27 protein-coding genes and 1 tRNA gene are annotated in these 24,965 nt (G+C 65.6%); 9 read left to right on the plus strand and 19 right to left on the minus strand.

Annotated features, from left to right (window positions below; genetic code table 11):
* The first annotated feature begins 9 nt into the window (after nucleotides 1–9).
* The 5 genes from NX862_RS02000 (at nucleotide 10) to NX862_RS02020 (ending at nucleotide 2,068) form a co-directional block, all read left to right on the plus strand.
* Entirely contained in the window at nucleotides 10–261 is a 252-nt protein-coding gene (locus tag NX862_RS02000) for a hypothetical protein (protein WP_264492197.1), read from the plus strand.
* Between the two features lie 21 nt (nucleotides 262–282).
* Nucleotides 283–549: a hypothetical protein gene (locus NX862_RS02005; RefSeq protein WP_264492198.1), complete on the plus strand. Its 267-nt coding sequence runs from the start codon at nucleotides 283–285 to the stop codon at nucleotides 547–549.
* An 11-nt stretch (nucleotides 550–560) separates the two neighbouring features.
* Nucleotides 561–911, plus strand: a complete 351-nt coding sequence (locus tag NX862_RS02010; protein WP_264492199.1) for a hypothetical protein — start codon at nucleotides 561–563, stop codon at nucleotides 909–911.
* Nucleotides 908–1,183 (plus strand): hypothetical protein, encoded by a 276-nt coding sequence (locus tag NX862_RS02015; RefSeq protein ID WP_264492200.1) that lies wholly within the window; start codon nucleotides 908–910, stop codon nucleotides 1,181–1,183. Before NX862_RS02010 ends, NX862_RS02015 begins: the two co-directional genes overlap by 4 nt.
* 303 nt (nucleotides 1,184–1,486) lie before the next feature.
* Nucleotides 1,487–2,068: a hypothetical protein gene (locus NX862_RS02020; RefSeq protein WP_264492201.1), complete on the plus strand. Its 582-nt coding sequence runs from the start codon at nucleotides 1,487–1,489 to the stop codon at nucleotides 2,066–2,068.
* Between the two features lie 610 nt (nucleotides 2,069–2,678).
* Here the strand turns inward: NX862_RS02020 and NX862_RS02025 are convergent.
* From NX862_RS02025 to NX862_RS02040, 4 genes are all read right to left on the minus strand, one after another.
* Nucleotides 2,679–3,566 carry an NAD(P)/FAD-dependent oxidoreductase gene (locus NX862_RS02025; RefSeq protein ID WP_264492202.1) on the minus strand — a complete coding sequence of 296 codons (888 nt, stop codon included), beginning with the start codon at nucleotides 3,564–3,566 and terminating at the stop codon, nucleotides 2,679–2,681.
* A 3-nt stretch (nucleotides 3,567–3,569) separates the two neighbouring features.
* Nucleotides 3,570–4,013: an Rrf2 family transcriptional regulator gene (locus NX862_RS02030; protein ID WP_264492203.1), complete on the minus strand. Its 444-nt coding sequence runs from the start codon at nucleotides 4,011–4,013 to the stop codon at nucleotides 3,570–3,572.
* A 139-nt stretch (nucleotides 4,014–4,152) separates the two neighbouring features.
* The gene (locus tag NX862_RS02035; protein WP_264492204.1) at nucleotides 4,153–5,553 is read right to left on the minus strand and encodes a sensor histidine kinase; all 1,401 of its coding nucleotides are present in this window, start codon (nucleotides 5,551–5,553) and stop codon (nucleotides 4,153–4,155) included.
* Complete coding sequence (locus NX862_RS02040) at nucleotides 5,550–6,227, minus strand: response regulator (protein ID WP_264492205.1); 678 nt, start codon at nucleotides 6,225–6,227, stop codon at nucleotides 5,550–5,552. The genes NX862_RS02035 and NX862_RS02040 overlap by 4 nt, the downstream gene beginning before the upstream one ends.
* Before the next feature lie 75 nt (nucleotides 6,228–6,302).
* On the opposite strand from NX862_RS02040, the gene NX862_RS02045 reads away from it, so the two are divergent.
* The 4 genes from NX862_RS02045 (at nucleotide 6,303) to NX862_RS02060 (ending at nucleotide 10,450) form a co-directional block, all read left to right on the plus strand.
* The gene (locus NX862_RS02045) at nucleotides 6,303–7,370 is read left to right on the plus strand and encodes an ABC transporter substrate-binding protein (protein WP_264492206.1); all 1,068 of its coding nucleotides are present in this window, start codon (nucleotides 6,303–6,305) and stop codon (nucleotides 7,368–7,370) included.
* Nucleotides 7,371–7,483: 113 nt separating this feature from the next.
* Nucleotides 7,484–8,446 carry a Bug family tripartite tricarboxylate transporter substrate binding protein gene (locus NX862_RS02050; protein ID WP_264492207.1) on the plus strand — a complete coding sequence of 321 codons (963 nt, stop codon included), beginning with the start codon at nucleotides 7,484–7,486 and terminating at the stop codon, nucleotides 8,444–8,446.
* On the plus strand, nucleotides 8,443–8,931 hold the full coding sequence (locus NX862_RS02055) for a tripartite tricarboxylate transporter TctB family protein (protein ID WP_264492208.1): 489 nt from the start codon (nucleotides 8,443–8,445) through the stop codon (nucleotides 8,929–8,931). The genes NX862_RS02050 and NX862_RS02055 overlap by 4 nt, the downstream gene beginning before the upstream one ends.
* A 1-nt stretch (nucleotide 8,932) precedes the next feature.
* The gene (locus tag NX862_RS02060) at nucleotides 8,933–10,450 is read left to right on the plus strand and encodes a tripartite tricarboxylate transporter permease (protein ID WP_264492209.1); all 1,518 of its coding nucleotides are present in this window, start codon (nucleotides 8,933–8,935) and stop codon (nucleotides 10,448–10,450) included.
* 251 nt (nucleotides 10,451–10,701) lie between these two features.
* Here the strand turns inward: NX862_RS02060 and NX862_RS02065 are convergent, their stop codons facing one another.
* The 15 genes from NX862_RS02065 to NX862_RS02135 all read right to left on the minus strand — a co-directional run bounded on the left by NX862_RS02065 (nucleotide 10,702) and on the right by NX862_RS02135 (nucleotide 24,712).
* Entirely contained in the window at nucleotides 10,702–11,211 is a 510-nt protein-coding gene (locus NX862_RS02065) for a GNAT family N-acetyltransferase (protein ID WP_264492210.1), read from the minus strand.
* A 173-nt stretch (nucleotides 11,212–11,384) separates the two neighbouring features.
* Nucleotides 11,385–11,459: transfer RNA gene (locus NX862_RS02070), tRNA-Glu, on the minus strand.
* A 178-nt stretch (nucleotides 11,460–11,637) separates the two neighbouring features.
* Nucleotides 11,638–13,371: a single-stranded-DNA-specific exonuclease RecJ gene (recJ, locus tag NX862_RS02075; protein ID WP_264492211.1), complete on the minus strand. Its 1,734-nt coding sequence runs from the start codon at nucleotides 13,369–13,371 to the stop codon at nucleotides 11,638–11,640.
* A gap of 87 nt (nucleotides 13,372–13,458) precedes the next feature.
* Nucleotides 13,459–14,430: a class II fructose-bisphosphatase gene (glpX, locus tag NX862_RS02080; RefSeq protein WP_264492212.1), complete on the minus strand. Its 972-nt coding sequence runs from the start codon at nucleotides 14,428–14,430 to the stop codon at nucleotides 13,459–13,461.
* Between the two features lie 66 nt (nucleotides 14,431–14,496).
* Nucleotides 14,497–14,715, minus strand: coding sequence for a hypothetical protein (locus NX862_RS02085; RefSeq protein WP_264492213.1), 219 nt, complete (start codon nucleotides 14,713–14,715; stop codon nucleotides 14,497–14,499).
* Nucleotides 14,712–14,966: a hypothetical protein gene (locus NX862_RS02090; RefSeq protein ID WP_264492214.1), complete on the minus strand. Its 255-nt coding sequence runs from the start codon at nucleotides 14,964–14,966 to the stop codon at nucleotides 14,712–14,714. The genes NX862_RS02085 and NX862_RS02090 overlap by 4 nt, the downstream gene beginning before the upstream one ends.
* Nucleotides 14,963–16,372: a radical SAM protein gene (locus NX862_RS02095; protein ID WP_264492215.1), complete on the minus strand. Its 1,410-nt coding sequence runs from the start codon at nucleotides 16,370–16,372 to the stop codon at nucleotides 14,963–14,965. The genes NX862_RS02090 and NX862_RS02095 overlap by 4 nt, the downstream gene beginning before the upstream one ends.
* Nucleotides 16,369–17,106 (minus strand): prolipoprotein diacylglyceryl transferase family protein, encoded by a 738-nt coding sequence (locus tag NX862_RS02100; protein WP_264492216.1) that lies wholly within the window; start codon nucleotides 17,104–17,106, stop codon nucleotides 16,369–16,371. Before NX862_RS02100 ends, NX862_RS02095 begins: the two co-directional genes overlap by 4 nt.
* A gap of 13 nt (nucleotides 17,107–17,119) precedes the next feature.
* Nucleotides 17,120–18,412, minus strand: coding sequence for a homoserine dehydrogenase (locus NX862_RS02105; protein WP_264492217.1), 1,293 nt, complete (start codon nucleotides 18,410–18,412; stop codon nucleotides 17,120–17,122).
* A gap of 64 nt (nucleotides 18,413–18,476) precedes the next feature.
* A complete protein-coding gene (locus NX862_RS02110) occupies nucleotides 18,477–18,716 on the minus strand; it encodes a hypothetical protein (protein ID WP_264492218.1) in 240 nt (79 codons plus the stop codon).
* Nucleotides 18,717–18,952: 236 nt separating this feature from the next.
* Nucleotides 18,953–19,864 (minus strand): pirin family protein, encoded by a 912-nt coding sequence (locus NX862_RS02115; RefSeq protein ID WP_264492219.1) that lies wholly within the window; start codon nucleotides 19,862–19,864, stop codon nucleotides 18,953–18,955.
* A gap of 187 nt (nucleotides 19,865–20,051) precedes the next feature.
* Nucleotides 20,052–20,651 carry a TadE/TadG family type IV pilus assembly protein gene (locus NX862_RS02120; protein WP_264492220.1) on the minus strand — a complete coding sequence of 200 codons (600 nt, stop codon included), beginning with the start codon at nucleotides 20,649–20,651 and terminating at the stop codon, nucleotides 20,052–20,054.
* 10 nt (nucleotides 20,652–20,661) lie between these two features.
* Nucleotides 20,662–21,207, minus strand: coding sequence for a TadE/TadG family type IV pilus assembly protein (locus tag NX862_RS02125; RefSeq protein WP_264492221.1), 546 nt, complete (start codon nucleotides 21,205–21,207; stop codon nucleotides 20,662–20,664).
* Entirely contained in the window at nucleotides 21,204–22,925 is a 1,722-nt protein-coding gene (locus NX862_RS02130) for a pilus assembly protein TadG-related protein (RefSeq protein WP_264492222.1), read from the minus strand. The genes NX862_RS02125 and NX862_RS02130 overlap by 4 nt, the downstream gene beginning before the upstream one ends.
* A 158-nt stretch (nucleotides 22,926–23,083) precedes the next feature.
* Nucleotides 23,084–24,712, minus strand: a complete 1,629-nt coding sequence (locus NX862_RS02135; protein ID WP_264492223.1) for a vWA domain-containing protein — start codon at nucleotides 24,710–24,712, stop codon at nucleotides 23,084–23,086.
* Nucleotides 24,713–24,965: the final 253 nt, after the last annotated feature.

A 24,965-nucleotide genomic window follows, 5' to 3' on the forward strand; every position in this document is an offset into this window, starting at 1 on the left:
CGAAAGCCCATGAGCCCGGACCCATTGAAAAGCGCCGATCCAAGCGATGTCGCAGGCCATGCGGCGCTTGCAATCTGCGAGTCGCTGCTTTTGGCGCTGAATGACCGCAAGATCCTGCCGGAACACGAAATCATCGGCATCCTGCGCGATGCCGCCGCAGCCCATTCCAATGCCCCCGATGCCGAAGACCCGCTTCATGCGGGCGTGGCGCGGCTGATCAACCGGATCATTGACGACGGAAACTCGGTCCGCCGCCGCTAAAACCCGAAGGAGGGTCTGTCCATGTCGCTTTCCTCGATCCAGCATGTGAAATTTGCCCATCCGTTCCATCTGCCGGGCCATCCGCAGATCTTTGACCCCGGCTCCTATCGCGTGCTGGTCGAGGATGAACAGCTCCATGGGCTGAGTTTCGAGGCCCTGCGGCGCATATCGACCCATCTGATGATCGAGGGCCATGGCGCCCATCCCGGCCGCACCGAACTGCATGCGACGACCCCCGAGGACCTGGCCGCTGCCCTGCACAGCGACCAGACCCCGGCGGCACCCTGAAAGGACAAAAGATGAGCATTTCGGATTGGGCCGCGCCTGCGGCCTGGGGCGTGGCGGTGGGGGCGGTGGCTCTGGCCGTTGCGGGGTTCACCTGGGGCGGTTGGGTGACGGGCGCGACCGCAACGCGGCGTGCCGATGCCCAAGCGACCGAGGCCGTGGCCGCGGCCCTGGTGCCGCTGTGCCTGGACCGCGCGCGGCTGGACCCTGCGGCGGTCCTCAAGCGCGCCGGGCTGCAGGCTGCCAAATCCTATGAGCGCCAGGCCCTGTTGGAAAAGACCGGTTGGGCCACGCCGCCCGGCGCCACCGCCCCGGATGCGACGCTGGCGCGCGCTTGCCTGCCCGGGTTGGAGCTTGCGCCATGACGCCGCCGCGCAAGCCCCTTGCGCCAAGCCCTGCGCGGCCAGGTCCCGGTTCGGGGAAGGCCGAGACAGACCGCGTCGAGACGGGGGCGGTCAATATGCCCGCCGCCTTGACGCCAGGCCGGGGCGACGTGCCGGGCGAAAGGCTTTGCCTGAAATGCGCCAAGCCCTTTGCCAGCGCAGGTTTTTCCGAACGCATCTGCCCGCATTGCAAGGGCCTGAAGCTGTGGCGCGACGCCGCCCCGGCCAGGGCCAGCTTCATGCGCCAGGGCTAGGTCCAGGGCCCGCCAGATGTGCGCCATATCATAGCTTGGCGGCCCGATTGGCCGCAGAACCGCGCGCCATCAGACCTTGAGGCGGTTCCAACTGATGGATGTCATGCGGCTGACCGGTCCCGAGGGCCCGCCAGATGGCGCCGATCAAGGGGGAAGCATGCCGCAGCCCTGTGATGGCCCAAGGGCAAGCTCGCCTTTTTCACGCCAGGATTTCAGACCAGGCTGAACAAAAGCGCAGCAGGGCAGGGCAGGATGGAAGGTCGAGAGGTTTGGGATGCAAGGATCAGCGCAGCCGCCGGGCGATTGAATTTCGTCGAAGGCTACAAGATCCTGTATGTCCCATGGAGGACGATCGGCCGCAGCGACACGGTTTTCCTGTCGCTCAATCCGGGCGCGCCGCCGGATGGGGCCGAATTGTGCACCGTGTCGGATGAACGGGGCAACTCATACGAAGTCGAGCAGGCCGTTACCGCCTCGCCGATCACAGCGCAGTTTCTGGCGCTTGCCGCGTTGCTGGGGCTTCGGCCCGGGGATATTCTGACCGGAACCGTCGCCCGCTTTCGCAGCCCCCGTTGGCGCGACCTGACGCTTGTCCAGCGGCGCGCGGCGCCGGACCTTGGCAAAGAGTTCTGGCGGCAGGTTTTCGCGGCACGGACTCCGCGCCGGGTGATCGCCTGCTGCCCCGAGGCCGCAAAGATCGCAACCGACCTTTTGCAAGCCAGGCCCGAGCTGACGATCCGGTCGGGATGGGGGGATACCTCGCTCTACCGCTATCGCGCCGAGGCTGGCCCGATTGTCGCGCAGATACCGCATCTGTCCACCTTCAAGCTTTTAAGCCGACCCGAATGTCTTGGCCCGTTGCGCACCCTTCTTGACCTGGGGTGAAGGCGCAGACCGAAGCTGGGCCTTTGGCTGCGGGTCATCCGAAGGCAACTGCCGCGGTACCGGCGTGACCGGATGCGCCGCCGCCAAAGGGGCGCAGACAAATGGCCTGTTGCGAGACCAGATGACGCCAGCGACGGGGCAGCCTGTTGGATGGGAGAGGTCATGTTCGTCAACGCGCAGCCTTGGCGGGCTCTTGGGGGCATGGTCCGACAACGCGATCATCAGGCGTCACCTTGGCGGGTCTATCGGGCTGGACCCGGGATGCTCTCGTCTTCCCGGGCCGCCACAAAGCCGCATCCGTCGCCCGCCATGACCGACGAAGGACGGGCCGGCTATGGGGCATGAAGGTCGCCCTTTCCACCGCCGTCACCCCGGCCCCGGCAGCATGGCGCCTTGCCATCCCCGCGGTCGGGCGGCTCTGCGAGGTTCCGGCCGATGAAACCCGCCTCCCGACCATGTCCAGGTTTTGCATGCCAAGGGTCCAAGCGCCCGCGCCTTCGTCGCCCGGGCCGTGCAGATCACGGTGGCAGCCTGCGCCAAGGGTTGCGACAAGGCCGGGGGCAAGGCCGGGGGTCAAGGAGGGGGGTCAAGGAGGGGGCCAGCGCCCCCCCTAGGGCCAAAGCAGCGACCGATGCACATTTGCCCCGGCCCAGGCGCCATCGGCCACCGCAAGGGACAGGGAATGGGGCACCCGCGCCACGTCGCCACAGGCAAAGACCCCGGGGATCGAGGTCTCTTTCGCCTCGGAGGTGCGGATTTGCACGCCCAGCGGGGTTTCCATCAGCGCGCAACCCAGGCTCTCGGCCAGGGGGCTGGCGGGCCGGGTGCGGCTGGCGGTGAAAAGACCGGCAAAGGAAAGCGTCCTTCCATCGTCCAGCAGGATATCGGCCGTGCCGGTTAGGGCGCGGATCGGCGCTTCCTCGACCGTCACGCCCCGCGCGTGCAGGTCGCGGCGTTGCGCCGGATCAAGGTCCGGCGCGCCATTGGTCAGGAAGGTGGTCTCTCCCCATTCGGGCAACATCTGCGCCTGGTGCAGCGACATCAGCCCGTTTGCCCCGGTGGCGATGACCCCGATGCGACCCTGGTCCAGCTCGTAGCCATGGCAATAGGGGCAGTGAAACACCGACTGCCCCCAGCGCGCGGCCAGGCCCGGGATGGCGGGCAGGTCGTCGCTGAGGCCAAGGGCCAAGACCAGCCGGCGCGCGGTCAGGGTCTGGTCCCCGGTCGTCACGGTGAAGGCGTCGTTCTGGCCTGCGATCGACAGGGCCTGGCCCGTGACCCAGGTCAGCGTCGGATAGGCCAGAAGCTGTTCGCGCGCCTGGGTCCAGATCACCGCGGGGTTCACCCCATCCTGTCCCAGGAACCCATGGGACTGGCTGGCAAAACGGTTGCGCCTTTGGCCGGCATCGACCACCAGCACCCGGCGGCGGGCGCGCAAAAGCTGCAGGGCGGCGGCCATTCCGGCGTAGCTGCCCCCGATCACGATCACATCTTGCATCCTTTATCCTTTCTGGGCCCGCACCTCGGCATGGCGGCGGGCGAAATCCCGGGCCAGATCGGCCAGGGTCACTTGGGCAAACCGATCCAGAAGCAGGGCCTCGGCCTCGGCCATGGCCTGACCCAGGGCCGCATTGACCGCCTGTTCGACCAGGCAAGAGGGGGTTTCATGGCGATGGCCAAGGGCATGGATCGCCGGTTCGCCAAGGGCCTCATGCAGGCGGCGCAGCGACACGGTTTCAAGGTCGGCCACGATGCGCCACCCGCCGGCATGGCCGCGCTCGGAGGCGACAAGCCCCGCGTCGCGCAAAAGCCCCATGGTGCGGCGGACAACGACCGGATTGGCCGCCAGGCAGCGGCCCAAAGCCTCGGAGGTCATGGGGCCATCATGCTCTGCCATATGCAGAAGGGCATGCAGGACGGAGGAAAGGCGGCTGTCTCGAATCATGTAACTAGTGATGTTACATGAAGGGCCAAAGGTCAAGCCCGCCGGGTCCCTGCGGTTCCGGGCCTGGTCGGGGATCTCCTTGGTTCAAGGCTGCCCTTCCGGGGCGCCGTCGGACTTTGCTTGCCCCCTGCGGCGCCTGTCAAACCGCGTCAGGCGCCAGGTGAAATCTGACACTTGCCAAAAGGCCGCAGCCGTCCCGACCGGGGCCCAACCGGAGATCTGTGCGAAACAGCGCGGCGATCTCGGCGGTGATGGCCAGGCCGAAGCCATAGCCCGCGTCCTGATCCTTCACCGGGTTCGGCGCATGCAGCAAGGCGCCGCGCTTGCGATGCTGAACCAGGGCGATCTGACGCGGCGAAAGCCCGGGGCCATTGTCCTCGACCTCCAGCACCACATGATCGGGATGGGCGGTGACACGGACGGTCACGACCGCACCATGCCCGGCATGGGCGATGGCATTGCCGACCAGGTTCTTCAGCAGTTCCGCCAGCAGAACGGGTTCGGCCAGGGCAGGGGCGGCATCGGGGCCTTCGAAGCCCAGATCCACTTCGCGCTCCAGGGCAAAGGGCACCATTTCGGCGGTCAGGTCCTTGGCGACGGCCACGATGTTCACCGGCTGCAGCGCCACACCTCCCGCCGCCGCATCAACGCGCGCCAGCACCAAAAGCTGAGCCAGCACCCTTTCAGCCCGCTCCAGCGCGGTTTGCGCCCGGCGACTTGCCGTCTCGCGGTCCCGCGCCGTCTCGCCGCGGTCCATCAGGGCCAGCTGGGTGCGGACCACGGCCAGGGGGGTGCGCAGCTGGTGGCTGGCATTTCCGGTGAAATTCCGCAGCGCCGCGAGGGCCGTATCCAGCTGCGCCATAAAGGAGTTGATCGCGCCGACCAGGGCCGAGACCTCTTGCGGGACATCCGCCGTCACCGGGCGCAGATCGGCGGGCGAGCGTTCGGCAATGATCGCCCCCAGCCGGTCCAGCGGGCGCAGCGCCAGCGTCACGGCCAGCCACACGATCCCGGCGACGCCCGCGATCAGCACAGCCAACCGCACCGCCGACCGCAGAAGGATCGCCCGCGCCAGCGCGCCGCGCGCCAGTGTCTGTTCCGCCACCGTGACCGAAAAGGCGATGGACTGCGCCCCGGTCGACACCTCGCGCCGCAGGGTGGCGCTGCGGATCGGGGTGCCGCGATAGGTGCCATCGGCAAAGCTGACCGCCTCGGGTCCGGACGGGGCGGGGGTCAGGTCGTCATAGCCGGTCAGAAAGCGGCCGATCGGGCCGTCGACGCGGTAAAACACCTTGTCCTGTGCGGTCGAGGTCAACATCTCCAGCGAGGAATAGGGGATATCGACTTCAAGCCCGCCGCCTGCGTCCACCGTGATCCTTTCGGCAATCGCCAGGGCAGAGCCGTACAGCACCCGGTCCGACACGCCCTGGGCGGTGCGCAGGGCCTCGGCCCTGGTGTCGGCCAGGGCCACAAGGCCGATCAGCGCGGTGGCCAGGAACAGCCACACCAGCAGGCGGCGGCGCAGGGAATAGGCCGTCATGGCGGATCCCGCGGCGGGTCCAGCAGATAGCCGATGCCGCGCACGGTGCGCAGGCCAAGCCCATGCGGCGCAATGCGGCGGCGCAGTCGCGAGACATATTGTTCGATCGCATTGTCGGACAGGATATCATCCAGCGAGGTCAGCGACTGCACGATGGCCTCCTTGGTCACGACCTTGCCCGCCCGTGTCACCAACAGCTCCAGCAGGGCGCGTTCGCGGGGCGGCAGGTCCACCACCTGACCGGCAAGCGAAAACTGCCGGTTCGTCAGGTCCAGCGTCAGCGCTCCCAGGCTGATCCGGGCCGAGCGCAGCCCCGCCTTGCGCCGCAACAGGGACCGCACCCGCGCCTCGAACTCGCGCACGTCGAAGGGTTTGGCCATGTAGTCATCGGCGCCGAGGTCAAGGCCGCGCACCCGGTCCTCGGACGCGCCCCGCGCGGTCAAGATCATCACCGCCGCCGCATTGGCCCGCGCGCGCATGGCCTGCAGAACCGCCAGCCCGTCCATCTCGGGCAGGTTCAGATCCAGGATAACAAGGTCGAACACCTCGACCGCAAGCAGCGCCTCGGCAGAGGCCCCGTCATGGACCAGATCCACCGCATAGCCCGACGAGGCCAAAAGCGCCGTCAGCGACTCTGCCAGGGGCAGATCATCTTCGACCACAAGCAAGCGCATCCCATCCTCCCGCGCCAAGTCTAGCGCTGAAACGCCGTGGTTGTGAACCGGCCTTCGATTGGGCAAGCTGGGGGCATGCGCATCGCCCCCGCCCTGATCGCCGCCCTGATCCTTGCCCTGACAGGCTCCGCCCGGGCCGAGCTTGTGACCTATCCCGCCCCTGACCCGGCCGCGCTGCGGGCCTTGACGATCTATTCCACGCTGGACAATCACCTGGCCGCGCCGCTGATTTCGGCCTTTCAGGCCCTGCATCCCGATGTGACCCTGCATTACGAAGACCTTCTGGCCGGTGACATCGCCTCCCGCGTCATGGCCGAGACCGATGCAGGCCAGCCCACGGCGGATTTCGTGTTTTCCTCGGCCATGGACATGCAGATCAAGTTGGCCAATGACGGTTATGCCCAGCCCGTGTCTGTTCCCGCTGCGCGCACCTGGCCCGTTTGGGCCAATTGGCAGGACACGGCCTTTGCCCTGACCTATGAACCCGCGGTCCTGGTCTATCACCGCCCCAGTTTCCCCGAAGGCCCGCCCGGATCGCGGCTGGAGCTGATGGAGTGGCTGCGCCGCGCCCCCCCGGAGATGCGCGGCAAGATCGGCACTTATGACATCCAAAGATCGGCGGTGGGCTATCTGTTCCTGGCCCGCGACGCCGAGCATTTCCCGGATATCTGGGCGCTGTTGCAGCAAATGGCGCAGGCGGGCTTGCAGACCTTTCCCACCAGCCAGGATGTCATCGACCGGGTGGCCGATGGCCGCCTTGTGCTGGGCTATAACATCCTCGGCTCTTATGCCGCCGATCAGGCCCGCGCGGCGCCCGACCTTGGGTTCGTCTTGTTGCGGGATTTCACCGTCGTCGTCTCGCGCGTGGCCTTGGTGCCGCGGGCGGCGCGGTCGTCGGAGTTGGGCCGCGCCTTTTTGGCCTTTCTCATGAGCCGCGAGGGCCAGACCCTGCTGTCGGAACGCTTGCGCCTGCCTGCTGTCAGCCTGGAGGTCTCGGGCGCCAATTCTGCCCGTGCGATGCAGGCCGTGTTGGGCGACCAATTGCGCCCGGTGGCGGTCAGCCCGGGGGTCCTGGTCTATCTGGATCAGGCCAAGCGCCGCCGCCTCTACCGCCTGTGGGCAAAGGCCCTGACGCCCCGGTAAGATGTCAGCCAGATGACAGGTTCCTGTGATGAACTCCCGGACAGGGCGGGCACGAGGAGGTGCCTTCCCCCGCAAATCGGCACGCAACGCCGTGCCTTGGGAGGAGAATACCGATGAAGACCCCATTTTTTGGGAAGCACACGCTTTTCGGCGCGGCCCTTGCGGCTGTCCTGGCCATCCCGGCCCATGCGGGCGATTACATGATCATGGCCCCTGCGGCTCCGGGTGGCGGCTGGGACAGCACGGCGCGGTCGATGCAAGAGGTCATGCAGGCCGAGGGCATCGCGGGCTCCGTCCAGGTCCAGAACGTGCCGGGCGCCGGTGGCACCGTGGGCCTGGCGCAATTCGCCTCTACGGCGGGCGGCGATCCCAGCCAGCTGATCGTCGGCGGCTATGTCATGGTGGGCGCGATCCTGACCAATGAATCGCCCGTGTCCCTGGCCGATGTCACCCCCATCGCGCGGCTGACCGGCGAGGCCGTGGCCATCGCGGTTTCGGCCGCCTCACCTTATCAGACGATCAACGAGCTGGTCGATGCGATGAAGGCCGATCCGGGTGCTGTGTCCTGGGCGGGCGGCTCGGCCGGTGGCGTCGACCACATCACCGTGGGCCTTCTGGCCAAGGCGGCGGGGATCGACCCGACCAAGATCAACTACGTCGCCTTCTCGGGCGGTGGCGAGGCGCTTGCTGCCATCCTTGGCAATCAGGTCACGGTTGGCATCTCTGGCGTGGGCGAGTTCCTGCCCCAGGTCGAGGCCGGCACGATGCGCATCCTGGCGGTTTCCACCGCCGAAAAGTGGGCAGGCACCGATGCGCCGACGCTGATGGAATCGGGCTATGACGTGAATGTCCAGAACTGGCGCATGGTGGCGGCGGCTCCGGGCCTGTCGGCGGAACAAAAGGCCGCGGTCACGGCAGATGTCGACAAGCTGGTGAACTCCGCTGGTTGGAAGTCGCTTCTGGAGACCAAGGGCTGGGCCAACACCTATCTGTCCGGCGCCGATTTCGACAAGCAGCTTGCGCTTGAAGTCGAAGCGACCACCGCTGTCCTGAAAGACATCGGCCTGGTCAAATGATCCACGATCTTCGTGGACCCCAAGGTCGCCCCCAGCGGGCGGCCTTCATCGTCGCGGGGCTTTTGGCGGCTCTGGGCGGGCTTGCCTTGTGGCAGGGCTTTGCCTTGCCAGACAAGGGCGGCTATGCGGGCATGGGCTCGGGCGGGTTGCCGAAATTCGTCGGCGCGGGGCTTTTGGCGCTGGCTGCGGGGCATGTCTGGACGGGCTTGCGCGCGCAGGGCCCCTTGCCGCCGCGCATCCAGCCCGCGCCGGTTCTGTGGATCGTGGCTGGGCTTTTGGCGCAGCTGTTGCTGCTGAAACCGCTGGGGTTCACCATTGCCTCGGGGCTGTTGTTCGCCCTGACGGCGGCGGGCCTGGGGCGCAGCCTGCGGATCACGCTGCCGGTGGGACTTGCGCTGGCTTTCGCGATCTATGCCGTCTTTGACCAGCTGTTGCAGCTGCATCTTCCGGCGGGATGGATCGAAACCCTGGTCTTTGGGGGCTGACATGACGACATTCGATTTCCTGATCCAGGGTCTGGGCATGGCCATGGACCCGATGATCCTGCTTTACGCGCTGATCGGGGTGACGCTTGGCACCGCCGTGGGCGTCTTGCCGGGCATCGGGCCGGCGCTGACCGTGGCTTTGCTTTTGCCCGTCACCTATGGGCTGGACCCGGCGGGCTCGCTCATCATGTTCGCGGGGATCTATTACGGCGGCATGTATGGCGGATCGACGACCTCGATCCTGTTGAACACCCCCGGAGAAAGCGCCAGCATCGTCACCGCGTTGGAGGGCAACAAGATGGCCCGCGCCGGACGTGGCGGACCTGCCTTGGCCACCGCCGCCATCGGCTCCTTTGTCGCGGGGCTGATCGCCACGCTGGCCCTGGCCTTCCTGGCCCCGCATATCGTCAAACTGGCGCTGATCTTCGGCCCGCGCGAATATTTCGCCCTGATGATGCTGGCCTTCGTCACCGTCTCGGCGGCCTTTGGCGATAGCGCGATGAAGGGCCTGACCTCGCTTTTCGTCGGCCTCTTCCTTGCGCTGGTGGGCATCGACCAATTGACCGGCCAGGCGCGGCTGTCCTTTGGCGTGCCCGAACTCTTGGACGGGGTCGAGGTCACGACCCTGGCCGTCGCCCTTTTCGCCATCGGTGAGGCGCTGTTTGTGGCCAGCCATGGCACGATGGCCGCCGACAAGATCGAGGCGGTCAAGGGCTCGGTCTGGATGACGAGGGCCGATTGGGCGCGGTCCTGGAAGCCCTGGCTGCGCGGCACGGCGATCGGCTTTCCCATCGGCGCCATGCCCGCAGGCGGGGCCGAGATCGGGACGCTTTTGTCCTATGCCGCCGAGAAACGCCTTGCGAAAAACCCCGAGGAATTCGGCCATGGCGCCATCGAGGGCGTGGCAGGCCCCGAGGCCGCCAACAACGCCTCGGCCGCGGGAACCCTGGTGCCCTTGCTGACCTTGGGCCTGCCGACTTCGGCCACGGCGGCGATCCTCTTGGCGGGGTTCCAGCAATTCGGCCTGCAGCCGGGGCCCTTGCTGTTCGTCACCTCGCCGCAGCTGGTCTGGGGGCTGATTGCCAGCCTTCTGATCGCCAATGTCATGCTTTTGGTGCTGAACCTGCCGCTGATCCGGCTTTGGGTCAAACTGCTGACCATCCCCAAGCCCTGGCTTTACGCGGGCATCCTGTTGTTTGCCACGCTGGGGACCATCGGGATGAACCCCTCTCCGGTCGAGCTGGCGATGCTGCTGACCTTTGGCATCATGGGTTTTGCGATGCGGGTCCATGGCTATCCGATTGCGCCGGTCGTGGTCGGGCTGATCCTGGGTCCGATGGCCGAACAACAGTTGCGCCGCGCCCTGTCGATTGCGCAGGGCGATTGGACGACGCTGGTGTCGACGCCGATTGCGGCGGGGATTCTGCTGGCAGCCGCCTTGGCGCTGGTCGTGCCGATGATCCTGCGGCTGAGGGGCCGCGGCGAGGTCCTGAGCCGACTGGCCGCCGACGAGGACTGAGCTTGACTCCATGCCGCCAAAAGCCCCTGCGGGTCGCTGCGGGGGCCACCCTGCGCCAAGCCCGCACCGCAGCGGGTCTCGACCCCGATGCGCCCCTTGTGGGTATCCCGCAGGCGCTTTCCAACGGCTATCACAGGGCCACTACGCAAGCTGTCTGACCCCCGTTGCCGCAAGGTTTCGGGGGTGTTTTTCGTTGCGAACGCAGGTCGTCGGCATGCGGCGCTTGCGGCACCACGACGGCGGGTGATGCGTCAAGTCAGATAGAAAGCAGGTTGATAGGTCACTTGCCCTGTTGGCCGCGACCCAATGAACGGCAGCACCATGAAGTATTCCGGTGGCACACCTTCAAAGGTCATCGCAGGATCAGTTTCGAAGCCGAAGCGGTGATAATATCCGGGGTCTCCCAAGACGACGCAACCTTTCGCGCCATCGGACCGCAGACGCGCCAACCCCTCACGAATGAGCCGACCACCGGTGCCCGACCTTTGGAAGCCGGGCTTCACCGATATCGGACCAAGCCCGAACCACCCAACATCGCGACCATCGACGGTCACAGGCGAAAAGGCGACGTGGCCGACAATCTCGCCATCTTTTTCAGCAACCAGCGACAAGGTCAGTGTTCCGGCAGCCCTCAGGCCGTCAATGATAGCGCCTTCCGTGCCAGAACTATGCGCGGCACCGTCGAACGCCTGTTGCGTGATATGACAGATTGCTTCTGCGTCCGCCGCTTCTTCAAGTCTGATAATCATGTCGATCCTCATGTGGTGACTTCGAACGTGCCGACCAATCCTGTTCACGTTCGCATGACGGTCTATAGCTTGTCGCAGCGCCGGAAGGGCCGCTTTCTGGGATCATACTGTCAGGGGTAGATTGTGCGTGGATGCTATCGACCCTGCACATTATTGAATGAAATCAATAACTTACATAGGTTGAGTGGCAGCCCGTAGGGGAGTCGAACCCCTCTTACCTGGTTGAAAACCAGGTGTCCTAACCGATAGACGAACGGGCCACGCTGTCTTCTGGGGCGGTGTTTAGCCTTGGTGTTCGGGGGGTGCAAGGGGGATTTTCCCGAAATCTGCGGATAATTTGCCCCACCTTTGGCACCGAGGAGCGTCGTGGCCCCGGGGTCGGTGGGGTGTCAGGGTGGGGCGGCGCGCAGGGAGGTCGCCCGCAAATCACCCGGCAGATCACTCGGCTGCGGCGGCGTCTTCCAGGCGCAGTTGCGGGCGGCTCTTGCCGTTCCAGTGGTTCAGCTCCAGCCGGCCAGCAAGGTGGAAGGGCTGGTGGCCGGGGGTCTCCAGCGCGGCCCCCAGGGGCGTGTCGAAAGCGTTGAACAGCATCGCCTCGATCCGCGCGCCCTCGGTCTCGCCAAAGGTCAGCTTCAGGTGTTTGTCGGCCAGCCGGCGCGCGGTCAACCTTTGGGCGGCAAAGGCAAAGCGCGGGCCGGGCGCGCCGGCGCCAAAGGGGCCGGCCTGGTCGATCTCGGTGATCAGCTCGGGCGTGGCGGCGGTGGGCATCAAAAGCGCGGTGATTGCAAGGTCGCCGGGGCCTTCCGTCCCTGCGCCCTGACGGGCCAGAAGCGCATCCAGACGCGCCATCGCCGGGAGCAGCTGCGCGCGGGTCAGGGTCAGGCCCGCGGCCATCTTGTGACCGCCGCCCTTTTCGATCAGCCCCTCGGCGGCAAGACGCTGGATCGCGGCCCCCAGGTCGACGCCCGACACCGACCGGGCCGAGCCCTTGCCGATATCCCCGTCAAAGCCGATGACGACGGCGGGGCGGTGGGTGGCCTCTTTGACGCGGGCGGCCACGATGCCCACGACACCGGGATGCCAGCCGTCCTCGGCGGCCCAAGCCAGCGCGGTCGTCGGGTGGCTGTCCACCTGGGCCAGCGCCGCTTCGCGCACTGCGGCCTCGATCTCGCGGCGTTCTGTGTTCAGCGCGTCCAGGCGCCCTGCCAGTTGCGTGGCCTCGGCCAGGTTGTCGGTGGCCAACAGCCGCGCGCCAAGGTCGGCCTGACCGATGCGGCCGCCCGCGTTGATGCGGGGGCCAAGGACGAAGCCAAGCGCATAGGGCGAGGGCGCCTGATCCAGCCGCGCGATATCCGACAGCGCGCGCAGGCCGATGCGCTCTCGCCGGGCCATGACCTTCAGCCCCTGGCGCACGAAGGCGCGGTTGACGCCGATCAAGGGCGCCACATCGGCCACGGTGGCCAAGGCCACAAGGTCCAGCAGGCCCATCAGGTCAGGCAGGGCGCCAGAACCGCGCAGGCGGCGGTTGGCCTCGACCAGCAGAAGGAACACGACCGAGGCCGCGCACAGATGGGCAAGATCGCCGGTCTCGTCCTGACGGTTGGGGTTCACGATGGCATGGGCGCGGGGCAGGGTCTCGATCCCCAGGTGGTGATCCAGGATGACCACATCGCATTTTGCGGCGGCCACCGGGTCATGGGACAACGTGCCGCAATCGACGCAAAGGATCAGGTCATGGGCCGCGCCAAGCGCCGTCATGGCGGGGATGTTCGGGCCATAGCCCTCGTCGATGCGGTCAGGGATATACAGCGTCGGCGTCAGGCCGAAATGGCGCAGCCAGATCATCAGAAGTGCGGCAGAGGACCCACCGTCGACGTCGTAATCCGCGAAAATCGCGATCCTTTGCCGGGTCTGGACGGCATGACACAGGCGGTCGGCCGCCTTGGCCATATCCTTCAAGGTCAGCGGATCGGGCAAGAGGTCGCGCAGGGCGGGCGTCAGGAAAAGGGCCGCGTCCTCGGCCGTCACGCCGCGGGCGGTCAGGGTCTGACACAGGGCCAGAGGCAGGTGGGTCAGCTGCGCCATCGCCTCGGCCAGGCGGCGTTGCCCGGCATCGGGGCCGATCCAGCGCCGGTTGGTCAGGGATTGGGTGACATTCAGAAAGGCGTCCATGGGCCAAGGGGATGCCGGAAAGGCGCCTGGGATGCAAGGGTGGTTGCGACCGCAGCCCCCGTGGGCCACGGTCGCAAGGCGCGCGGTTTACTTCACCGGGGTGCGATAGGTCACGCGGCGCACCGAGCCGGTTTTCGACCGCATCAGCAGGGTCTCCAGCGTCAGGAAGCCCGGTTCGCGCTTGATGCCGGCCAAAAGCGAGCCCGAGGTGACGCCGGTCGCCGCAAAGATCACATCCGATTGCACCAGGTCATCGCGGGTATAGACGCGGTCGAAATTGGTGATCCCGGCCTTGCGGGCGCGGGCTTTTTCGTCCTCGTTGCGGAAGACCAGCTTGCCGTAGAACTGGCCGCCCATGCATTTCAGCGCCGCCGCCGCCAGCACGCCTTCGGGCGCCCCGCCCGAGCCCATGTAGATGTCGATCCCGGTCACATCGGGCTCGGCGCAATGCATCGCGCCCGCCACGTCGCCATCGGTGATCAGCCGGATCGCGGCCCCGGTCGAGCGGAGTTCCGCGATCAGGTCCTCATGCCGGGGGCGGTCCAGCACGCAGCAGGTGATGTCATGGGTCGAGACCCCCTTGGCCGCCGCCAGCGCCGAGATACGCTCTGACGGGGTCATCGCAAAGGTCACGGTGCCGGGTTTGAAGCCCGGGCCGATGGCCAGCTTGTCCATATAGACGTCGGGCGCATGCAGAAGCGTCCCGCGCGGCGCCATGGCGATCACGGTCAGCGCATTGGGCATGTCTTTCGCCGTCAGGGTCGTGCCCTCCAGCGGGTCCAGCGCGATATCGACCGCCGGGCCTTTGCCGGTGCCGACCTCTTCGCCGATATACAGCATCGGGGCCTCGTCACGCTCGCCCTCGCCGATGACGACGGTGCCCGCGATGTCCAGAAGGTTCAGCTGTTCGCGCATCGCGTTGACGGCGGCCTGGTCGGCGGCCTTTTCATCGCCGCGCCCGATCTGAGAGGCGGAAGCCACGGCCGCGGCCTCGGACACGCGGGCAAGGCCCAGCGACAAGAGGCGGTCTTCGAATTCGGCTTTGGTGTTTTCGGCCATGGCAGGCTCCTTGGGGGCTTTGATCCCGGGTAGCGGGGGCCAAGGGAGGCGGCAAGGCTGGTTGCGCTAACGGAAGTCGTCGGGGGTGGGGGGCGGGGCCGAGTTGCGGGGTTTTCGCCACAGGGCGATGCCTGCCCAGACCAAGAGCCCGGCCGGGACGAAGCCGATCAACAGGAATATCCAGGCGCTGTCCGCAGCGACGATCTGCGCAAAGAAGATCGAGCAGCCGCCGCATAGAAAGGCCACCAGGAAGAGGATCAGGGCGATCAGGCGCAGGAGGATCATTCGGGCCTCTCCGCGTCGAAGGCCTTGGCGGGTGCGGGGCGGGTCAGGCGGCGCAGGATCCAGACGCCGAGGCCGATGCCTGCCGCCGCCACGATCAGGCCGATGGCCCAGACCATCTGGACGGCCTCGATATAGTCTCCGCCCTTCAGGATGTCGGGGGTGAAGAAGGCCGAGCAGCCGCCGGCAAGGAGCCCCACCAGCAGGAGGATGCAGCCCAGAGCGAAGAGGATGAAGCGCAGGATGGGGTTCATGCCATGGCCCTGCGCGCGACGAGGGAGGCCGCGCGGCGGGTGCGGGCGTCCTCGTCGCGGTAAAACAGGTTATAGGTGTCGAAGGGGATGATGCCGTCAGCCGTCAGGAAGTGGACGCAAGAGCGTTTGACGCGCGAGAGGCAGAAGTTGTGCGGGTCAAGGAATTCGGAAATCGCGACGCGGAAGAGGTCCTTGTAGCCGACCTCTGACGGGGCCTCGATGCCGGGAAAGCAGCAGAAGAGGGTTTCCAGCCGTTCGGGGACGACCTGATCGACATTGGTCAGGGAAAAGAAGTCGAAGATCCGCGCACGCAGGCCGGGGTGGCGTTCGAAAGTGACGGAGTTCGGCAGTTCCGACAGCAGCAGGTCCTTGGGCAGCAGGCCGGTGATCGGGGCTATGCGGTCGCCGGACCGCAGGCCATAGCCCACGCAGATAGAGGAAGGGTTGCAGGGCAGGGGGATCATGTCGGCGGCGCCAAAGGCCCCATGGGCGATGATGCTGGCGCGGATGTCGGACAGGGTGATGCGGTCGCGGGCGGGGTCAAAGCCCTCGTTCCGGCCGGCGTCCTGGATCGGCTGGAAGGTGACGCCGCGCACGCAAGACCAGGTCAGCGCGTGGTCGATGATGGCGCCGGTCTCGTCGTCATTGACGCCCTGTTTCACGGTGACGACCAGGGTGGTCGATATCCCCGCGGCCTCCAGCGCCACTAGGGCCTGTTGCCGGATTCGGGTCAGGTCGGCGCCGCGCAGGGTTTTCAGCGCCTCGGGGCGCAGGCTGTCGAATTGCAGATAAACCTCGAACCCCGGCTTCAGGCTGGCAAGTTCGGCCACGAAGGCCGGGTCCTTGGCGATGCGCAAGCCATTGGTGTTCAACATGACATGGCGGATGGGGCGCGATTTCGCCGCCCGCAGGATATCCATGATCTGCGGATGCAAGGTCGGCTCTCCGCCCGAGATCTGCAGCAGGTCCGGTTCGCCCTCGGCGGCCACCAGCATGTCCAACAACGCCTCACATTCGGCCAGGGTCTTTTGCCCGGTCTGCGCCGGGGAGGAACCCGCAAAACAGACCGGGCAAGTCAGGTTGCAGGTCTCGTTCACCTCCAGGATGGCCAGGCAGCTGTGCTGTTCGTGGTCAGGACAAAGCCCGCAATCATAGGGGCAGCCCTCTTCGATGCGGGTCGCAAAGGCCTGCGGGCGGTCCGAGGGTTTCACCCAGGTCTCTTGCGCGCGCCAATAGGCCGGGTCGCCCGAAACGCGGACCTTTTGCACCCCATGGGTCCGGCAGCGTTTCAGGTAAAACACCGCGCCGTCCTCTTCGATGATCTTGGCGGGCACCGGGGCCAAGCAATCGGCACAGAGCGAGACGGTCTGGCCGAGGAACAGGTAATTGGCAATCTTGCGGGTCATTTGCGCACCATATGGACAGCATAGGCCACAAGCCCCGCGCAGGTCATGTGGAAAAGATTCAGCGGGCCCAGAAGGGCGGCATAGGGTTTCAAGAACTCCAGCCCAAAGCGCTGGGCGGCGTAAAACCCCACCATCAGGTGAAAGCCATGGGCGGCAAAGAGCGGCCGATGTCGCAGGGCAAAGGCCAGGGCCAGAAAGGCGGTCATGGCCAGGCTTTCATAGGCGGCGACGGGGTGGCGGGGGATATGGTCGCCGAAATCCACGCCCCAGGGCAGGGCGGTGGGGATGCCGTAGGTGTTGTCCTCCAGCCCCGAAAGCGCACAGCCGATGCGGCCGACGATGACCAGGGCGCAGAAGGTCGGCACCAGGGGGCCCCCGGTTGACCCCTTGATCCCGCTGCGGGACTTATAGAGTTCGACCGCGATGATCCCCCCGGTCAGCGCCCCCAGGATGGACCGGCCAAGGGCGGGCACGCCCGACAGCCAAAGGTTTGCCGTGCCAAGGAGATATGAGCCCAACAGGATGCCCAGGGACAGGGCGGTCAAATAGCCCTCGCGCGCCACCGGGCCGAGGCTGCCGATCGGCGCTTTTGTCGCCGCGGCGTCGCCCGGGTTTGCGCCCTGACCCGGGGTATACCCCGGGCTACGCAAGCGCCACCAGAGCCCTGTCATCCCCGCCGCCACGACGACGGCCAACAGGTCAAACGCCAGGTGAACCGGGAGGCCCCACAGCACGGGGCCCATCCTGTCAGACCTCTTCTATGCGCAGGGCCACCGGTTCGCCCACCAGCACGCCCGTCGTCGCAAACCGCGCCACCGCATCCGCGATATCGGCCGGAGAGGCCTTGTGCGTCACGATCAGCACCGGGGCATGGACCCCCTCATGGCCGTTCTGGCGCATCTGGTCGATGGACACGCCCGCCTCACCCAGGCAGGTCGCGATCTTGGCCAGGGCGCCGGGCTTGTCCAACAGCGTCATGCGCAGATACCAGGCCGAGGGCGCCTGGGCCTTGGCCGGCACCGCCACGGTCAGGGTGCTGGCCGGCTGACCAAAGGTCGACACCCGCGTGCCCCGTGCCAGGTCGATCACATCGCCCATCACCGCCGAAGCCGTCGGACCCTCACCGGCGCCCGGGCCGCGCATGACCACCTGGCCCACCGCGTCGCCCTCCAGCACCACCATGTTCGTGCCGCCTTGCAATTGGCCCAAGGGGCTGTCGGCGGGCACCAGGCAGGGCGTCATGCGCTGCTCCAGCCCCCGGCCCGTCATCTGCGTCACGCCAAGCAGTTTGATCCGATACCCAAGGTCGCGCGCCATGTGGATGTCGTCCAGAAGGATGTTCTGGATGCCCTGCAACTCGACCGCGTCAAAGGCCACCTGGGTCCCGAAGGCGATGGACGACAACAGCGACAGCTTGTGCCCGGCGTCGATCCCGCCCACGTCCAGGTTCGGATCAGCCTCCAGATACCCAAGCTTGGCACATTCGTCGAAAAGGACGTTATAGCCCTGTCCGGTCGCCTCCATCCGCGTCAGGATATAGTTGCAGGTGCCGTTCATCACGCCCATGACGCGCTTCATCTGGTTGCCCGCCAGCCCCTCGGTCAGGGCCTTGATCACCGGGATGCCGCCCGCCACCGCCGCCTCGAAGCGGATGACGCGGCCGCGGGCCTCGGCGGCCAAGGCAAGGGCCTGACCGTGATGGGCGAGAAGCGCCTTGTTGGCCGTGACCACATCCTTGCCCGCGGCAATCGCGGCCTCGGTCGCGTGGCGCGCGGGGCCTTCGTGGCCGCCCATGACCTCGACAAAGACGTCGATGTCGGGGCGCTGCGCCAAGGCCACCGGGTCCGCCTCGAAAGCATAGGCCGAAAGGTCGACGCCCCGGTCCTTTTGCGACCGCGCCGAGACCGCGACGATCTGCACCGCACGCCCGGCGCGTTTGGCGATCAGGTCGCCATGGGTCTGCAGGATGCGCACGACGCCGCGCCCGACGGTGCCAAGGCCCGCGATCCCAAGACGAAGGGGGGGAAGGGATTGGGTCATGGGCTGTCCTCGTGAACTGTTCGCCCATCTGTTAGCCGTTTCGCGCGCGCCCTGCAACGCGGGGTTAATGCAAAGGCTGCGACGGCCGGTCGCTGGGGCGAGTGGTCCCGGTCCCCCCTGCAGCCCAGGCCCGCAAGGCCGCCCCCCGCGCGGCCACGGCCGGTCCGGGGTCGGTGCCCGGCACCGCCCCGACCGCGTCCAATGGCAAAAGATCGGGCGTTGCGGGCAGGGCACCTGGCGGCCAGCCGACGATGGGCCGCTCCGTGCAGCCCGCCAAAAGCATCAGGATCAACAGATGTCTCATGCCCCGACCCTAGGCGATCTGGCGCCCGGCCCCAAGCCCCCACCGGATTTTCATCTTTTCACAAATATCCCCGGAGAGGGTCCAGGGAGAGGGCAGCGCCCTTTCCCTGGGCGGTGAGGGGTCTGGGGAGAGGGTGCAACCCTCTCCCCAGTTCGGGTCTCCCGAGGAGGGCGAGCGCTGGCGCGAGCCCCCGTTGTCCGCTTGCGCAACCCCTCCCCGCACCCCCGACTTCGCTCCTAGTGGGCGGGTTTGATGAAGGTCCCGTTGCGCAGTTCCGTCATGGCCTGGCGGATCTCGGCATCGGTGTTCATCACGATCGGCCCATGCCAGGCCACCGGCTCCTGGATCGGCGCGCCCGAGATCAGCAGGAACCGCACGCCGTTTTCACCCGCCTGCACCACAACCTCGTCGCCCGCGCCGAAGTTCACCAGTGTCCGGTTGCCCGACATGTCGCGGATGTTCACTTCCTGACCGCGGACCTCTTTTTCCAGCAGCACCCCGCGCGGGGCCGCCGCATCGGCAAAGCGGGCCGAGCCATCGAAGACATAGGCGAATGCATTGCGCCGCGTGTCGATCTTGAAGGTCTTTTTCCGCCCCTCGGGGATGAAGATGTCCAGGTATTGCGGCTCGGCTGCGATGCCGTCCACCGGACCCGTCTTGCCGCGGAAGTCGCCGACGATGACCTTCACCACGGTGCCGTCATCTTCCAGGATCTCGGGAATATCGCGGCCCTTCACGTCCTGATAGCGTGGCCGCGTCATCTTCAGATCGCGCGGCAGGTTGGCCCAAAGCTGGAAGCCATGCATCTGGCCGCGCGCATTGCCGAAGGGCATCTCTTGATGCAGGATGCCCGACCCGGCCGTCATCCATTGCACATCGCCGCCCTTCAGAGTGCCGCGGTTGCCCAGGCTGTCGCCATGTTCGACCGAACCGGCCAGGACATAGGTGATCGTCTCGATCCCGCGATGGGGATGCCAGGGAAAGCCCTTCATGTAGTCGCGCGGGTCCTCGCCCCGAAAGTCGTCGAACATCAGGAAAGGATCGGTCATCGACGTGTCGCCAAAGCCGAAAGCGCGGTGCAGGCGGACACCGGCGCCCTCCATCGTGGGACGCGCGGTGGTCATGCTGGTCACGGGACGAATGGACATCTTGCCTCCTTTGGGGGGGACCCCCGGACTTTGGGGTGAACCCCTGTGATGGCGGTAATCTAGGGCCTGGACCCCCGCCTTGCCAGAGCGGCAAGCCCTGCGAAAGCCCGGGCTGACCTGTGCGCCAGCGCACAATGCAAAAGGCCGCCCCCTGTGGGACGGCCCCTCGCAATCAGCAGGCTTGGGTTTAGGACCCCGAGCAGGGCACGTTGTCCATCGCCACACAGGGCAGAAAGCGCGGCCGCGTCACGATGAACTCGTTGAAGGTCTGTTCGGCCAGGCCGACGTTGAAGGCCGGGGCATAGGGCACCTGCACTTCGACGATGATGGCATAATCAGCGTAAGACATGGTGGGGATCTGCGCCAGGTAGTCTTGCAACTTCGACGTGCTCAGCACCGGCATCTTCAGGCTGTTGGTCGTGCGCGACCAATGGACCTCGTATTTGTTCGTGGTGATGTTGCGCGTCACCGAGGTCACGCGAAGCGTCGTCTCGTTGCCCTCGGTGTTCACCAGGTAATCCAGCAGGTCCTTCATGCCCGTCACATAGGCATTGTTCACCCCGGTCTTTTGCCGCGACAGCACGTCGGACAGGGTATAGCCCGCCTTTTGCACCGTATTCATCTCGCGGAAGGCATCCCAATAGACGAACAGCCCGATGAAAGCCCAGATCAGCAAGGGCAGGACGATGACGCCCTCGGCCAGGACAGAGCCATCCTCGCGGGCGCCAAAGCGGCGCAGGGGGCGGGCCAAATGGCGGGTCAGACGGGTCAACAGGTGGTTCAACATCTGATCCTCCTCAGCTTGGTTCGACGACAAAGGCGCTGCGGGCGACCAGGGCATAGTTGCCCAGCTCGTCTTGCGGCAATTCCATGGCCAACCCCATCCCGGGGAAGATCGCAGGCAGGCTGATGCAGACCCGCATCAACATCAGGTCATTGTCGGTGCCGACATTGCCCAGATCGACGACCGGTTCGGCGTCGTCTTCGCTGTTGCGGCAGACCGGCGGCGGGGTGGGGATCGACCAGGTCGCGGTGCTGATCCGGTCCAGCTGCACGGTGATGTTGCTTTCACATTCGCCGAAGATGATGGTGCGGCGGCAGATTTCTTCCTTCAGCACCGTGTTGGTGACTTCGGGATAATGCCCAAGCCGCAGCTCGCGCATCGTCACATCGACCGCATGTTCCAGCAGAATGGCCCGCGTCATCAACAGCCCACATTCGAAGGCCGACATGAAGATGGCAAGGAAGACCGGCACCATCAGGACGAATTCCATCGCCGCAACGCCGTCTTCGCGCCGCCACAGGGTCTTCAGGCGGCGGGCAAGAGAGATATGAACATTCATTGGGTCAACCTCAACTGGCTGATATTGTTGGCAATGGCCGAGAAGGCAGAGGAAATCTGCAGGCCGGATGCATTGAAATAATGGGCGACAGACGAGGCGCAGTCCTTGATCTGGGTCTGGCCATTGGTGGGCGCTTCGAAGGCGATGCCATAGACCAGGGTGTTCTGTTCCTTGGCCAGGCTGCACATCGACTGCAGCTGGTCATCCATCACCACCGTCTCGGTCTGTTCGCGGAAGATGTTGGTATAGCCCGACACCGATCCGCCCAGGGGCCTGACATAAAAGACGTTGGCGACATATTGCATGTTGAAGGTCGACCAGATGGTAGGCCAGGATTTGCGCGTCACATTGGTAAAGCTGGCCGGCGTCGCGGTCGGGTCATAGCAGGCGTTGCTTGCAGGCGCCGTGCCATTCCAGGGCCGCGACTGCCAGGTCCCCGAGTTGCGGTCCGAGGCCAGCACGTAATAGGGCCGCGAGTTGCAAATCGTGGTGGGCGTGCTGTTGTTGACCTTGCTTTCGTGGAACACGGTATAGCGCGAGTCCGGCGTGGACTGCCAGATCGTCGAGGGCCCGACCTTGTAGGCCGCCCGCACGCGCTCTTCCTTGAAATGCTCGCCGTCGGTCATCAGGACGATCACCTTCATGGCGTCGTCATGGTCATAGGCCAGGGGACGGCCGGCCATGTCGGCGGGCATCAGGCCGTCTTCCATGTAGTCGTTGTAGACGCTCTGCATCGAGGGGTCCATGAGGGCGACGCCCCATTTCATCCCTGCGTTGATCGAGGTCGCCCCCACTGCGGTCAGGCCGTCGATATAGCCCTTCAGCGTGGCGATGTCCTGGGTCGGCATCCGCACGATATTGCCCCAGTTCGCAACGCTGGGCGGGCCGGGGCACCACTTGTTGCTCTCGGAGGGGTTGACCGTGCCCGAGCTGCTGTAGGTGTCGGCATTGGCCGTCATGCTCAGCGGATCGGTGCGCGAGATCGCCAGGCTGTTGTAGGTTGCGCTAGGAAGGTCGACGCAGTCGCGATAGCTGGCGCCATTCACATCGGTGATGTTGAACTTGGCCGCCAAGGTCGGCCCAAGGTTCACCTGGCCGTTGAAGGGGACTATGCCGATCGAAATCTTGTGTTCCACGTCATTGCGCAACACCGTGTCCACAAAGCTCTTCGCGGCCGATTTCAGGTTCGTCATCCGGTTGTTCGACGCCATCGAACCCGAGACGTCCAGCACCAGCATGATTTCGACATTGTTGATGCGCTGTTCCGCGGTCGAGGCGCCGAAAGCGTCCATCTCGTCGATGTTCATCATGGTCAGGAACATCGGATCGGTGTCGGCCGTGGCCGAAGCATCGACGTTGCGGAAGTTCAGCCCCTGGGTCACGTTCACCGACCGCAAGGAGTTCAGGATACCCGCCTTCAGGAAGTAGTCATGCACCACGGACTCGGGGTCCAGGTCCTGGGTCAGCGAGGCCGCAGCCAGGGTGGAGCGGTCCAGCGTGTTTTGCAGCTCTGTGCGCTGCGCCTCATAGCGCATGACATCAACGGCGATGCCGCCGATCATGATCATCAAGACCAGCATGCACATGCCAAAGACGACCAGGGTGCCGTCTTCTTTCCTGCTGAAGTCCCTCAGGGCCCTGGACAGTCCGCTAAAGTCACCTCGGCTGGAGTGACCGCGGCTGGAGTGACCCGTCCTTGCAAATGGCTCGTTCGACATGATCGCCTTCCCGTGGCTGCCAGGATCACTTCGAATCCCGGACCTGTGTCGGCCTAATCCGACCCGTTTACCTTCGTTTTCCTATTCGGCGGAAATGTGGCGCGAATGCGGGCAAAGCTTGCACATTCGCGCCAATTGTGGCGAAGGCCGGGAGGGGATTATTGGGTCAGCCGCAGGGCAGTCAGGTTGGCGGCGATCGTCTGGAAGACGTCGCGGATCTGGTCGCGGTCGGCGACAAAGGTGAAGTCCGAGGTCGCGCAGTCGGTGATGACCTCGTTGCCATGGGCCGGGGCCTCGACCGTGATGCCGTAAAGCAGCACGCCTTGGGCGCGGACCTGGTTGCAGGTCGCTTGCAACGAATTGTCCATCGCGTTGATGGCCGAGGTGGCATCGGCGCCGGCATAAAGCGACTGCATCGTGGCAACCTGGGCGTTGTAGACATTGGTCCGCCCGGTGTTGCCGTTGCCAAGCGGGCGGGCATAGAACTGCCAGGCCACATAGGACAGGCGCAGCTTGGTCCAGACCTGGCGCCAGTCTTGCTGGGAGCCGTTGTTCCAGGCGGTGGCCTGCCAGGTGTTCAGATGCGGGACATAGAACTGATTTGCCCCCGCCGCCGCCGGCCGCCCCGTGACGAACTTCACCGAATAGCGCCCATCGGCCGCCTGATAGATCGGCGAAGGGCCGGTCTTATAGCCATCCGTGACACGGTAGTGCTGCACATGCTCGCCATCCGTCATCAGGATGACGACCTTTTGCACATTGTCGCCATAGGCAAACGGCCGGCCCGCAAAGTCGCCCGACATCTTGCCGTCGTCGATAAAGCCGGAATAGGCGGTGCGCAGGCTGGGATCAATCATCGTGGCGCCCCATTTCATCCCCAGCGTGATCGAAGTGTTGCCCCCCGCCTGCAGCGCATTGATCTGCGCCTTCAGCACATCGGCATTGCCCGAGGGCAGGCGGACGATATTGGCCGTCGTGGGCTTGCAAAAGGCGCTGGAATAGTTGGGAAGGGCAAAGCTGGGATCAAGCGGCGACACGGCCGCATGGGTCCGGTTCGTGCCATTCGCGATGTCGGCATAGGCCATCATCGGGATCTCCAGCCCCGTGGGGATTGCCAGCGCGCCAAAGGCGGCGTCCGGGATCTCGACGCAATTCACATCGGTGACCAGGGGGTCATGGATCAGGTTGAAGGCGGTCTTCAGGTCCGGCCCGATATTGACCTGGGCATTATAGGGCACAATGGAAATCGAGACCTTGTGGTGGGTGTCGCCCTCCAGCACGGTGTCGACGAATTCGGTCGCGGCCTCTTTCAGCTTGACCAGCTTTTCGCCCGACATCGAGCCCGAGACGTCCAGCACCAAGGCGATTTCCACGTTGTCGATCGCCTGTTGCGCCTGGGACTTGCCCTTGGCGTCGAATTTGTCGATGCCGATCATCGGCATGAAACGGGGATTGGTGGGGGCGATGCCGGTGGCGCGCACGATGCGTTCGTTCAGCGCCTCGGTCACTTGCACATCGCCCAGTTGGTCCAGGATGCCGGCCTTCAACATATAGTCGCGCACGGTGGCTTCGGGGTCTTGGGTCTGCTCCAGCGAGGCCGCCGCCAGCGTGGCGCGGTCCAGGGTGTTCTGCAGCCGGACACGGGTGTTTTCAAACCGGATGAGGTCAACGGCAAAGCCGAGCATCATCAGCATCAGTGTCATCATGATCAGGCCAAGGACGTAAAGCGCGCCCTCTTCGTCACGACGAAACCCTTGGCAAAACGAGACGAACCGCGAACGGAACATGGCAGAGCCCTCACCAAACTCCCGGCCGGACACAATTCCGCCCGAGATATGAACCCCACCGAGGTCCATTTGCCTCAAATTTGCCGTGTAACCAAAGCAAATCTGTCAAAACCGTGGTTAACGGATTTTAACGAAAACAATCCCGGGGCGCGGGTGCGGACTGTTGTTGGCGCGTGAACGGTGGTTCGGCGGATTTGCCGCAAAGACGCCGCAATCGCGCGGGCAAGGCGAATCAGGGCGTGGCAGTTCTTGC

Origin of the sequence: Stagnihabitans lacustris (assembly GCF_025950525.1) — a bacterium.
In the GTDB taxonomy this organism is placed as follows: domain Bacteria; phylum Pseudomonadota; class Alphaproteobacteria; order Rhodobacterales; family Rhodobacteraceae; genus Stagnihabitans.

What these genes read in the sequence shown, in the direction of transcription:
- NX862_RS02000 (WP_264492197.1), top strand. Translation starts at nt 10, where the DNA reads ATGAGCCCGGACCCATTGAAAAGCGCCGATCCAAGCGATGTCGCAGGC.
- NX862_RS02005 (WP_264492198.1), top strand. Translation starts at nt 283, where the DNA reads ATGTCGCTTTCCTCGATCCAGCATGTGAAATTTGCCCATCCGTTCCAT.
- NX862_RS02010 (WP_264492199.1), top strand. Translation starts at nt 561, where the DNA reads ATGAGCATTTCGGATTGGGCCGCGCCTGCGGCCTGGGGCGTGGCGGTG.
- NX862_RS02015 (WP_264492200.1), top strand. Translation starts at nt 908, where the DNA reads ATGACGCCGCCGCGCAAGCCCCTTGCGCCAAGCCCTGCGCGGCCAGGT.
- NX862_RS02025 (WP_264492202.1), bottom strand. Translation starts at nt 3,566, where the DNA reads ATGCAAGATGTGATCGTGATCGGGGGCAGCTACGCCGGAATGGCCGCC.
- NX862_RS02030 (WP_264492203.1), bottom strand. Translation starts at nt 4,013, where the DNA reads ATGATTCGAGACAGCCGCCTTTCCTCCGTCCTGCATGCCCTTCTGCAT.
- NX862_RS02035 (WP_264492204.1), bottom strand. Translation starts at nt 5,553, where the DNA reads ATGACGGCCTATTCCCTGCGCCGCCGCCTGCTGGTGTGGCTGTTCCTG.
- NX862_RS02040 (WP_264492205.1), bottom strand. Translation starts at nt 6,227, where the DNA reads ATGCGCTTGCTTGTGGTCGAAGATGATCTGCCCCTGGCAGAGTCGCTG.
- NX862_RS02045 (WP_264492206.1), top strand. Translation starts at nt 6,303, where the DNA reads ATGCGCATCGCCCCCGCCCTGATCGCCGCCCTGATCCTTGCCCTGACA.
- NX862_RS02050 (WP_264492207.1), top strand. Translation starts at nt 7,484, where the DNA reads ATGAAGACCCCATTTTTTGGGAAGCACACGCTTTTCGGCGCGGCCCTT.
- NX862_RS02055 (WP_264492208.1), top strand. Translation starts at nt 8,443, where the DNA reads ATGATCCACGATCTTCGTGGACCCCAAGGTCGCCCCCAGCGGGCGGCC.
- NX862_RS02060 (WP_264492209.1), top strand. Translation starts at nt 8,933, where the DNA reads ATGACGACATTCGATTTCCTGATCCAGGGTCTGGGCATGGCCATGGAC.
- NX862_RS02065 (WP_264492210.1), bottom strand. Translation starts at nt 11,211, where the DNA reads ATGAGGATCGACATGATTATCAGACTTGAAGAAGCGGCGGACGCAGAA.
- recJ (WP_264492211.1), bottom strand. Translation starts at nt 13,371, where the DNA reads ATGGACGCCTTTCTGAATGTCACCCAATCCCTGACCAACCGGCGCTGG.
- glpX (WP_264492212.1), bottom strand. Translation starts at nt 14,430, where the DNA reads ATGGCCGAAAACACCAAAGCCGAATTCGAAGACCGCCTCTTGTCGCTG.
- NX862_RS02085 (WP_264492213.1), bottom strand. Translation starts at nt 14,715, where the DNA reads ATGATCCTCCTGCGCCTGATCGCCCTGATCCTCTTCCTGGTGGCCTTT.
- NX862_RS02090 (WP_264492214.1), bottom strand. Translation starts at nt 14,966, where the DNA reads ATGAACCCCATCCTGCGCTTCATCCTCTTCGCTCTGGGCTGCATCCTC.
- NX862_RS02095 (WP_264492215.1), bottom strand. Translation starts at nt 16,372, where the DNA reads ATGACCCGCAAGATTGCCAATTACCTGTTCCTCGGCCAGACCGTCTCG.
- NX862_RS02105 (WP_264492217.1), bottom strand. Translation starts at nt 18,412, where the DNA reads ATGACCCAATCCCTTCCCCCCCTTCGTCTTGGGATCGCGGGCCTTGGC.
- NX862_RS02110 (WP_264492218.1), bottom strand. Translation starts at nt 18,716, where the DNA reads ATGAGACATCTGTTGATCCTGATGCTTTTGGCGGGCTGCACGGAGCGG.
- NX862_RS02115 (WP_264492219.1), bottom strand. Translation starts at nt 19,864, where the DNA reads ATGTCCATTCGTCCCGTGACCAGCATGACCACCGCGCGTCCCACGATG.
- NX862_RS02120 (WP_264492220.1), bottom strand. Translation starts at nt 20,651, where the DNA reads ATGTTGAACCACCTGTTGACCCGTCTGACCCGCCATTTGGCCCGCCCC.
- NX862_RS02125 (WP_264492221.1), bottom strand. Translation starts at nt 21,207, where the DNA reads ATGAATGTTCATATCTCTCTTGCCCGCCGCCTGAAGACCCTGTGGCGG.
- NX862_RS02130 (WP_264492222.1), bottom strand. Translation starts at nt 22,925, where the DNA reads ATGTCGAACGAGCCATTTGCAAGGACGGGTCACTCCAGCCGCGGTCAC.
- NX862_RS02135 (WP_264492223.1), bottom strand. Translation starts at nt 24,712, where the DNA reads ATGTTCCGTTCGCGGTTCGTCTCGTTTTGCCAAGGGTTTCGTCGTGAC.